The organism is Vibrio sp. 10N.247.311.14 (assembly GCF_041467715.1).
Lineage (GTDB): Bacteria > Pseudomonadota > Gammaproteobacteria > Enterobacterales > Vibrionaceae > Vibrio > Vibrio crassostreae_C.
Map to the genome: position 1 here is coordinate 46,564 of NZ_JBFSVE010000035.1, position 9,722 is coordinate 56,285.

Below are 9,722 nucleotides of genomic sequence, written 5' to 3' on the forward strand. Positions count from 1 at the left end.
AGCGTTTTTTTGTTTGTGGCTTTGGTATTTCATGCCGTCTAATCAAAATAGCAGTACGGCCATAACAAGCTACTTGGTAAGAAACTAAAGCAGCTTCTTCAAGCGGTAAAGTTCTTCTAATGCTTGGCGAGGAGTTAGATCATCAGGATCAACATTCGCTAGCGCTTGCTCTACTTCACTCGGTTCTGGGATCAGGCTCAGTTGGTTTGCGATATCGACACCGCTTGGCTTCGATGTTGGCGACTCCATACTTAACGCTTCTAACTGAGTCAGCTTCGCACGAGCATTCTTGATCACTGCTTTCGGTACGCCAGCTAAACCTGCAACCGCTAGACCATAAGATTTACTTGCAGCACCTTCTTGAACTGCGTGCATAAAGGCAATGCTATCACCATGCTCAACCGCATCTAAGTGTACGTTTGCTAAAGTTGGAAGTTGGTTAGGTAGTTCAGTTAGCTCAAAGTAGTGCGTTGCAAACAGTGTCATCGCATTGATTTGATTGGCTAGCCACTCTGCACTTGCCCAAGCCAGAGACAGGCCATCGTAAGTACTGGTACCACGACCGATTTCATCCATTAGCACAAGGCTGTTTGGTGTTGCATTGTGCAGGATATTTGCGGTTTCTGTCATCTCAACCATGAAGGTTGAACGGCCAGAAGCCAAATCATCGGATGCGCCAATACGCGTAAAGATACGGTCGATAGAGCCGATGGTTGCGCTTTCTGCAGGAACATAACAACCGATATGAGCCATCAATGCGATGAGTGCCGTTTGGCGCATGTAGGTCGATTTACCACCCATGTTGGGACCCGTGATGATCAGCATCTTACGTTGATCATTCAGGTCGATAGGGTTAGCAATGAAAGGTTCGTCCATCACTTGTTCAACAACAGGGTGACGACCGGCCTGAATTTGTACGCCAGCAGACTCTGTCATGGTTGGACGACAGTAATCAAGGGTATCTGCACGCTCAGCCAAGTTCTGTAGAACATCAAGCTGAGATACTGAAGAGGCGATATTTTGTAGGCGCTCTAGATACGGCAGTAGTAAGTCAAACAACTCTTCCCACAGCTGTTTCTCGATAGCGAGTGCTTTCGACTTAGAGTTAAGTACTTTGTCTTCGTGCTCTTTTAGCTCAGGAATGATGTAACGCTCAGCATTTTTCAGCGTTTGACGACGAACATAGTGTGGCGGCACAAGATGGCTTTGCCCACGGCTTACTTGAATGAAGAAACCATGTACGTTGTTGTAGCCAACTTTTAGCGTGTCGATGCCATGACGTTCACGCTCTTCTTGCTCAAGCTTATCAAGAAATTCAGTTGCGCCTGCTGCAAGGTCGCGCCATTCGTCTAACTCGGCATTGTAGCCTTCTGCAATCACACCACCGTCACGGATAACCACCGGTGGGTTCTCTTTGATTGCACGTTCAAGCAGCTCAGAAACCTCATCCACAGGAGAAGCATATTGAGCAAGTTGAGTTAGGTATGGGTGCTTCAGTTGCGTCAGTGTTTCAGCAAGCTCTGGCAAATATTCCATTGCTTGGCGAAGACGCGCCATATCGCGAGGGCGAGCAGAGCGAAGTGCTAATCGAGCGAGAATACGTTCGATATCACCAATCTGTTTTAAGGTTGGCTGTAGTTCTGTGAATAGAGCCAAATCTTTCATTTCACCAATTGCATCTAAGCGCTGATCGAGTGCAGATATATTGCGCATTGGTTGATGTAACCAACGCTTAAGCATACGGCTACCCATTGCTGTCGCAGTGTGATCAAGTACTTCGGCAAGGGTGTTATCAGTACCACCCCCAAGATTTTGCGTGATCTCCAAATTACGACGAGTTGCAGCATCAAGGATCACCGAGTGATCTTGTTTATCCATCGTGAGTGAACGGATATGAGGGAGGGCAGTACGTTGGGTATCTTTCACGTATTGGATCAAACAACCAGCCGCACATAGACCCAGTTTCGCGCTTTCTACGCCAAAGCCAACCAGATCGCGAGTACCAAACTGCTTATTCAATTGCTGCTTAGCGGTGTCTAATTCAAATTCCCATACAGGGCGGCGGCGGTTGCCATTACGGCTTGCCATTAAATCGACGGGTTCGAAATCTTCAGGGAACAGCAGCTCACGCGGAGAGGTTCTTTGTAGCTCAGCGGCCATCGCTTCTTCTGTTTCTGGCTCGCAAAGTTGGAATCGGCCAGAGGTAATATCAAGTGTCGCATAACCGAATTTACCGTTGTGGTGATAAATGGCTGCAATTAGGTTATCAACGCGTTCAGAAAGCAAGGCTTCGTCGGTTACGGTACCCGGTGTCACGATACGCACTACTGCGCGCTCAACAGGGCCTTTTGAAAGTGCTGGATTACCAATCTGTTCACAAATGGCTACGGACTCACCAAGTTGCACTAACTTTGCAAGGTATCCTTCAACCGCATGGTATGGAACACCTGCCATCGGAATCGGTTCACCATTTGATGAGCCACGCTTAGTCAGTGAAATATCGAGGAGTTGAGAGGCTTTTTTAGCGTCATCGTAGAAAAGCTCGTAGAAATCGCCCATGCGGTAGAACAGCAGAATTTCTGGGTTTTCTGCTTTCAGTTTTAGATACTGCTGCATCATGGGAGTATGTTTTTGATCGGCTTTCACAGTTAACTTCTTTCGTTTATTTCTATTGCGGCTTAGGATACGTGAAAGCGTTTCGTGCGAAAAGCGGCTGATGCGAAAAGATGCGAATCCAAATGATATGACAGTAAATAAAGGGAAGCAGATGATGCAGATGACTCAAGACCTTAGTGAGCAGCTTGGACATTTACTCGCTAAACACAAACACGTGTTAGTGACGGCTGAATCTTGCACTGGCGGAGGTGTCGCGAGTGCAGTCACCGATATTGCGGGCAGCTCTGGATGGTTTGATCGCGCTTTTGTTACGTACAGCAATGAAGCCAAACAAGAGATGATCGGTGTACAGCTTAAAACCTTAATGGAGTTCGGCGCCGTGAGTGAGCCTGTCGTAATAGAAATGGCGAGCGGGGCATTGCAACATTCAAACGGGACGATCTCTGTATCAATCAGTGGCATCGCTGGCCCAGGTGGCGCGACCGAAGATAAGCCTGTTGGTACAGTATGCTTCGCGTGGAAAGCGCTAAATGGCTGGGATAAAGTAGAAACGCATGTATTTACAGGCGACAGATCACAAGTACGCCAACAAGCCACGCACCATGCCCTGCAAGTTATTTATGATTACCTATCAATGGAAGGTAAGTAACATTTGTACAAATTATTTTCATACAGGTATAGACACTGTATGAATCAACAGTATAATGAAAGCCAATTAGTCACCCCTATGTGGGTTAGAAATAGATTCTAGATCGCTTGTTGAGACAACCGATTATGTGGAGATAGAAATGGACGAGAATAAACAAAAAGCGTTAGCCGCAGCCCTTGGTCAGATTGAAAAGCAATTTGGTAAAGGTTCTATCATGCGTCTTGGTGATAACCGCACAATGGACGTAGAAACTATTTCTACAGGTTCTCTATCTCTAGATATCGCACTAGGTGCTGGTGGCCTACCGATGGGACGTATCGTAGAAGTTTACGGTCCAGAATCATCAGGTAAAACAACGCTAACGCTTGAGCTTATTGCTGCAGCACAGAAAGTGGGAAAGACGTGTGCATTCGTTGATGCGGAGCACGCACTAGACCCTATCTACGCTCAAAAGCTTGGTGTTGATATCGATGCACTTCTTGTTTCTCAACCAGATACTGGTGAGCAAGCGCTGGAAATCTGTGATGCACTGGCTCGTTCAGGTGCAATCGACGTTCTTGTTATTGACTCAGTAGCAGCCCTAACACCAAAAGCAGAAATCGAAGGCGAAATGGGCGACAGCCACATGGGTCTTCAGGCTCGTATGCTTTCTCAAGCAATGCGTAAGCTGACGGGTAACCTTAAGCAGTCTAACTGTATGGCTATCTTCATTAACCAAATTCGTATGAAAATTGGTGTGATGTTCGGTAACCCAGAAACAACAACAGGTGGTAACGCACTTAAGTTCTACGCATCTGTTCGTCTTGATATTCGCCGTACTGGTGCGATTAAAGATGGTGATGAAGTTGTTGGTAACGAAACTCGTATCAAGGTCGTTAAGAACAAGATTGCTGCACCATTCAAACAAGCTGAGACTCAAATCCTTTACGGTAAAGGCTTCAACCGCGAAGGTGAGCTTATCGACTTAGGTGTTAAGAATAAGCTAGTAGAAAAAGCAGGCGCTTGGTACAGCTACAAAGGCGATAAGATCGGCCAAGGTAAAGCTAACGCTGGTAAATACCTACGTGAAAACCCAGAAGTTGCTCTAGAGATCGATACTAAACTTCGTGAGTTACTACTGACTCCTGCTGTTCTTGAAGAGAAAGACGTAGAGAAAGAAGAAGAAAACGAAGAGCTATAAGCTCACGTTTTATAGAGTGGATGTTTGAAAGAAGCATCCGCTTTGAAAGAATTTAAAGCCTCGCATATTTTATGCGGGGCTTTTTTATTGGATCTGCTCCGTCGAGCATGTCTTTGGTCAAATCTCTTTCGTTGACTGAGTTTCTTCGGTACTAGGTCGTCAATTTAGTTCTGCTTTTCCACGGCAAGATATAGTGGAATATTCTTCATTTTATCGAATTCCCACTAAAATCCTGCCCAAGGGTGTCTTTTCTACAAGAAAACTAGTCGAAGCCTTAACCATGATCTACAATACGGCAAAATTCTAACTCGACTATTTTCAGGAAGAGCTGCATGTACATGAGCACTGATGAGGTTCGCAACGCGTTCCTTAAGTTCTTTGAGAGCAAAGAACACCAAATCGTAGACAGTTCATCGTTAGTTCCACATAACGATCCAACCCTGCTATTCACTAACGCAGGTATGAACCAATTCAAAGATTGCTTCTTAGGCGCCGAAAAGCGTGCCTACACTCGAGCAACTACGGCTCAGCGTTGTGTACGTGCGGGTGGTAAACACAATGACCTTGAAAACGTAGGTTTCACGGCTCGTCACCACACGTTCTTCGAAATGCTAGGCAACTTCAGCTTTGGCGACTACTTCAAAGAAGAAGCGATTGGATTTGCTTGGGAATTCCTGACTGAAACTCTTCAACTGCCAAAAGATCGTCTACTGGTAACGGTATACGAGACAGATGATGAAGCATTCGATATCTGGAACAAGAAAGTAGGTGTTCCTGCTGACCGTATCGTTCGCATTGGCGACAAAGAAGGCGGTAAACAGTTCGAGTCTGATAACTTCTGGACGATGGGTGACACAGGTCCTTGTGGTCCATGTACTGAAATCTTCTACGATCACGGTGAGCACATCTGGGGCGGCCGTCCTGGTACACCTGAAGAAGATGGTGACCGTTTCATCGAGATCTGGAACAACGTATTCATGCAGTTCAACCGTCACGCTGACGGCACAATGGAACCGCTACCTAAGCCTGCTGTAGATACAGGTATGGGTATTGAGCGTATTTCTGCAATCATGCAGGGCGTTCACTCTAACTACGAAATTGATGTATTCCAAAAGCTAATCAAAGCGACTGCGGAAGTTGTTGGTCATGACGATCTATCTAACCAATCGCTACGCGTTATTGCTGACCACATCCGTTCTTGTTCATTCCTAATTGCTGACGGTGTTATGCCTTCAAACGAAGGTCGTGGCTACGTTCTACGTCGTATCATCCGTCGTGCAGTTCGTCACGGTAACAAGCTTGGCGCACAAGGCGTGTTCTTCCACAAACTTGTGGGCGTACTGGCTGAAGTGATGGGCTCTGCGGCAGATGAACTTAAGAAACAGCAAGAGCTGGTTGAAAAAGTACTTCGCATTGAGGAAGAGAACTTTGGTCGTACGCTAGAGCGCGGCATGGTTATTCTTAATGACGCACTAGATGCACTTGAAGGCAAAGAGCTTGACGGCGAAACAGTTTTCAAACTTTACGATACATACGGCTTCCCAGCTGACCTTACTAACGATGTAGCTCGCGAACGCGATTTTACTATCGATGAAGAAGGCTTTGAGAAGGCGATGGAAGCACAGCGTAAGCGTGCACGTGAAGCTGGCCAATTCGGCACGGATTACAACGCGACAATCAAAGTAGACACCAATACTGAGTTCTGTGGTTACACAGCAACTGAAGGTGCTGGTGAAATCTCTGCGCTATTCGTTGACGGCGAAGAAGTATCTTCACTATCGGCTGGCGACAAAGCAATCATCATCCTTGAAGAGACACCATTCTACGCTGAGTCAGGCGGTCAATGTGGTGATGCTGGTACACTAAAAACAGCGTCGGGTCTTTTCAAAGTACAAGACACTCAGAAGCTAGGTAACGCATTTGCGCACCACGGTGAGCTAGTTGAAGGTGTATTTGCTAAGGGCGATAAAGTAGAAGCAACGGTTGACGCTGAGCGTCGAGCTGCTATCTCACTAAACCACTCTGCCACTCACTTACTTCACTCTGCATTGCGCGAAGTGCTAGGTGAGCACGTTGCTCAGAAAGGTTCTTTAGTTAAGCCAGACAACCTACGTTTTGACTTCTCTAACCTTGAAGCGGTAACACCAGCACAGATTAAAGAAGTAGAGCGTCTAGTTAACGCACAAGTTCGTAAGAACCATGTGATTGAAACGAACATCATGGACATCGAGTCAGCGAAAGAAAAAGGTGCAATGGCACTGTTTGGCGAGAAGTACGATGATGAAGTTCGCGTTCTATCTATGGGCGATTTCTCTACTGAACTTTGTGGTGGTATCCACGCAAGCAACACGGGTGATATCGGTCTATTCAAGATCACTTCTGAAGGTGGTATTGCTGCGGGTATTCGTCGTATTGAAGCGGTAACAGGTGAAGCTGCACTAGATGCAGTAGAAGCTCAAGCTAACGCTTACGAAGAGAAACTGGCTGAGTCAGCTAAGAAAGCGAAATCGCTAGAGAAAGAAATCCAACTGCTTAAAGAAAAGATGGCTGCTGCAGAAAGCGCAAACATCATGGGCAAAGTAGAAGACATCTCTGGTACTAAAGTTTTGGTTGCTGCAATTGAAGGCGCAGACAACAAGAACCTACGTACTATGGTTGATAACGCTAAAAACCAAGTAGGTAGCGGCATCATCCTGATCGCGAACGTAGCAGACGGTAAAGTTGGCTTGATTGCTGGTGTAACCAAAGACCTAATCGGCAAAGTAAAAGCGGGTGATCTCGTCAAGATGGTTGCTGAGCAAGTTGGCGGTAAAGGCGGCGGTCGTCCAGATATGGCTCAAGCGGGCGGTACAGACGTTGCAGCACTTCCAGAAGCGCTTAAATCTGTGCGTACTTGGCTAGAAGAGCGTCTTTAAGCTTAAGTAATTGATACAAAGATGCCCAATCAGTTGATTGGGCATCTTTTATTTTGCCTATTGGAAGTGTGTTTAAACAAGGTTTGATTGAGATTAACCAAGAAGTCTAATGGTGGCGTTAGACTCCTTGGTTAATTTTTTATTGCTTCGCCCTGACGCGGAGTATGTGTTTTTTTGTCATATATAGACATTGGTCTTGGGAAGGTGAGGACGGGTGAAAATGCCTCTTATCGTGCAGAAATTTGGTGGAACGTCGGTGGGTTCAATTGAACGAATCCATCATGTAGCAGAAAAAATCATTGAAGCGAAAAATGAAGGGAACCAGATCGTGGTTGTCGTTTCTGCTATGTCTGGTGAAACAAATCGGTTAGTTAATTTAGCCACGCAAGTTGATAGCGTACCAAACGCTAGAGAACTGGATGTGTTGTTAACGGCTGGCGAGCAAGTTTCCATGGCCTTGTTAGCAATGACGTTACACAAGTTAGGTTATGAAGCGACATCGATGACTGGCTATCAAGCCAAGATACACACGGATTCTAATCATAATAATGCAGCGATTGAGCGTATTGATACTGCTCCGATTCAAGCTCTGCTAGATGACAACCAGATTGTTATTGTTGCAGGCTTTCAAGGATTCAATGCGAAAGGTGATATCACGACATTAGGCCGCGGTGGTTCAGATACTACAGCGGTCGCGCTTGCAGGTGCCTTGCAGGCGAAAGAATGCCAGATCTATACTGATGTAGATGGTGTTTACTCTTGTGACCCTAGAGTCGTAAAACAATCTCAGAAATTAGATACTTTAGACTTTCCTTCTATGGAAGAGATGGCTCGCCGAGGCGCTAAGGTATTGCACCTTCCTTGTGTTCAGTATGCATGGCAGCACAACGTGTCATTGCGAGTGCTTTCAAGCTTTGAACAAGGCGAGGGCACATTGATCGCGGGTAATCAGTGTTTGAATGATATTGCTGGCATCGCCATCCAAAGAGATATGGTGCGTATCGAGTGTTTGAATGAAGATTTACCGTCTTTCATTTCACATTGCCAACTGTTGGGGATCGAAGTCTGTAGTGTGATCGAGGAAACAGAACGGGCAGCACTCATTATTAAACAAGACATAAGTGCCAAATTAAAACTAGTTTTTGCTGAGAAAATCCGTAATAGTGAACAGGTTAGTTTGTTAACTGTGGTAGGAAGCCGAACACAAGAAATTGTGGTCAGTTCACATGGATTGTTGTCTGAAGGCGAAATTGATGTACAGCATCACTTATTGCAGCAGCAGTCTTTAACTTTGGTGATATCACCAACGCAAGTCGATATGGCTGCTAACATATTACACAATGCATACATCGTAGCGCGTGAAACACAGGGTTATCCTAAAAAAGAAGTGCATTTTGGTTAAATAAACTCAATCGATAGTTTACGAAAATATAACTTTTGTTGGATAATGCTCTCGTAGCTAGATAAATTTAGAGATTACTCAAGGAGCAAAGAATGCTAATTTTGACTCGCCGCGTTGGCGAAACACTGATGATTGGTGATGAAGTAACAGTTACTGTACTAGGCGTTAAAGGTAACCAAGTACGTATCGGTGTTAACGCACCTAAAGAAGTATCTGTTCACCGTGAAGAGATCTACATGCGCATTCAAGCTGAAAAAGGTAATGGTAACGTTGCATCTGGCAACTACTAATACTTTTGCGTAGAGAAGAGGCTAGCATTGTTGCTAGCCTTTTTTGATCTTGGGGAACCGAAACACTGATTGGGACATAGATGGGTTGGATAACGGATCGGTCTCAAAGTGGTGAAGTGAATGCTTTGTGATGCTGCGAGATACAGACAAGGTTGAACAGAACTGTTGCTCTGTATTTTGTTTGGCAAAACTCAAGATTTATTCGCTTCCCCTATGGCGAAAATACGCATCCCGTAGTATTGTGCCATCAGCGGTAGCACTTGCTGCTGGAGAAGTTAGATAATTGTTTTCGGCTGTTTATTATTGCCAATCTTTCACCTTAATTTTTAAGGGAAAAAGCGCGATTTGAATCTTATAAGTTCAATTTGCAAGCGCTTTGATTAAATAGCAAACGGTTGAGTGTTTTTGTCCAATTTTTTTCAATAAAGTGTTTGACATATTTTCGGTAAAACGTAATATGTGCCTCCGCAAGACGGTGAGGTGGCCGAGAGGCCGAAGGCGCTCCCCTGCTAAGGGAGTATGTGGTTTGTAGCTGCATCGAGGGTTCGAATCCCTCCCTCACCGCCATTTCTTGCGAGTCTAAAATTAGCAATTTAGACAATGTAAATGTGCGTCCTTAGCTCAGCTGGATAGAGTACCTGGCTACGAACCAGGCGGTCGGAGGTTCGAA

General features: G+C 45.4%; 6 protein-coding genes and 1 tRNA gene. 6 read left to right on the forward strand and 1 reads right to left on the reverse strand.

Going from position 1 to position 9,722, the window contains the following annotated elements:
* Positions 1–84 precede the first annotated feature (84 nt).
* The gene (gene mutS, locus AB6F11_RS13990) at positions 85–2,646 is read right to left on the reverse strand and encodes a DNA mismatch repair protein MutS (RefSeq protein WP_017059026.1); all 2,562 of its coding nucleotides are present in this window, start codon (positions 2,644–2,646) and stop codon (positions 85–87) included.
* Positions 2,647–2,770: 124 nt separating this feature from the next.
* On the opposite strand from mutS, the gene pncC reads away from it, so the two are divergent.
* The 6 genes from pncC to AB6F11_RS14020 all read left to right on the forward strand — a co-directional run bounded on the left by pncC (position 2,771) and on the right by AB6F11_RS14020 (position 9,619).
* Positions 2,771–3,265 (forward strand): nicotinamide-nucleotide amidase, encoded by a 495-nt coding sequence (gene pncC / locus AB6F11_RS13995; protein WP_029235458.1) that lies wholly within the window; start codon positions 2,771–2,773, stop codon positions 3,263–3,265.
* Between the two features lie 139 nt (positions 3,266–3,404).
* Complete coding sequence (gene recA / locus AB6F11_RS14000) at positions 3,405–4,445, forward strand: recombinase RecA (RefSeq protein ID WP_017056586.1); 1,041 nt, start codon at positions 3,405–3,407, stop codon at positions 4,443–4,445.
* 332 nt (positions 4,446–4,777) lie between these two features.
* Complete coding sequence (alaS, locus tag AB6F11_RS14005; RefSeq protein ID WP_017059024.1) at positions 4,778–7,360, forward strand: alanine--tRNA ligase; 2,583 nt, start codon at positions 4,778–4,780, stop codon at positions 7,358–7,360.
* 220 nt (positions 7,361–7,580) lie between these two features.
* Positions 7,581–8,762, forward strand: coding sequence for an aspartate kinase (locus AB6F11_RS14010; protein WP_017063224.1), 1,182 nt, complete (start codon positions 7,581–7,583; stop codon positions 8,760–8,762).
* A gap of 92 nt (positions 8,763–8,854) precedes the next feature.
* Positions 8,855–9,052 carry a carbon storage regulator CsrA gene (gene csrA / locus AB6F11_RS14015; RefSeq protein WP_004415691.1) on the forward strand — a complete coding sequence of 66 codons (198 nt, stop codon included), beginning with the start codon at positions 8,855–8,857 and terminating at the stop codon, positions 9,050–9,052.
* 474 nt (positions 9,053–9,526) lie between these two features.
* Positions 9,527–9,619, forward strand: a tRNA-Ser gene (locus AB6F11_RS14020).
* Positions 9,620–9,722: the final 103 nt, after the last annotated feature.

What these genes read in the sequence shown, in the direction of transcription:
- pncC (WP_029235458.1), top strand. Translation starts at nt 2,771, where the DNA reads ATGCAGATGACTCAAGACCTTAGTGAGCAGCTTGGACATTTACTCGCT.
- recA (WP_017056586.1), top strand. Translation starts at nt 3,405, where the DNA reads ATGGACGAGAATAAACAAAAAGCGTTAGCCGCAGCCCTTGGTCAGATT.
- alaS (WP_017059024.1), top strand. Translation starts at nt 4,778, where the DNA reads ATGTACATGAGCACTGATGAGGTTCGCAACGCGTTCCTTAAGTTCTTT.
- AB6F11_RS14010 (WP_017063224.1), top strand. Translation starts at nt 7,581, where the DNA reads ATGCCTCTTATCGTGCAGAAATTTGGTGGAACGTCGGTGGGTTCAATT.
- csrA (WP_004415691.1), top strand. Translation starts at nt 8,855, where the DNA reads ATGCTAATTTTGACTCGCCGCGTTGGCGAAACACTGATGATTGGTGAT.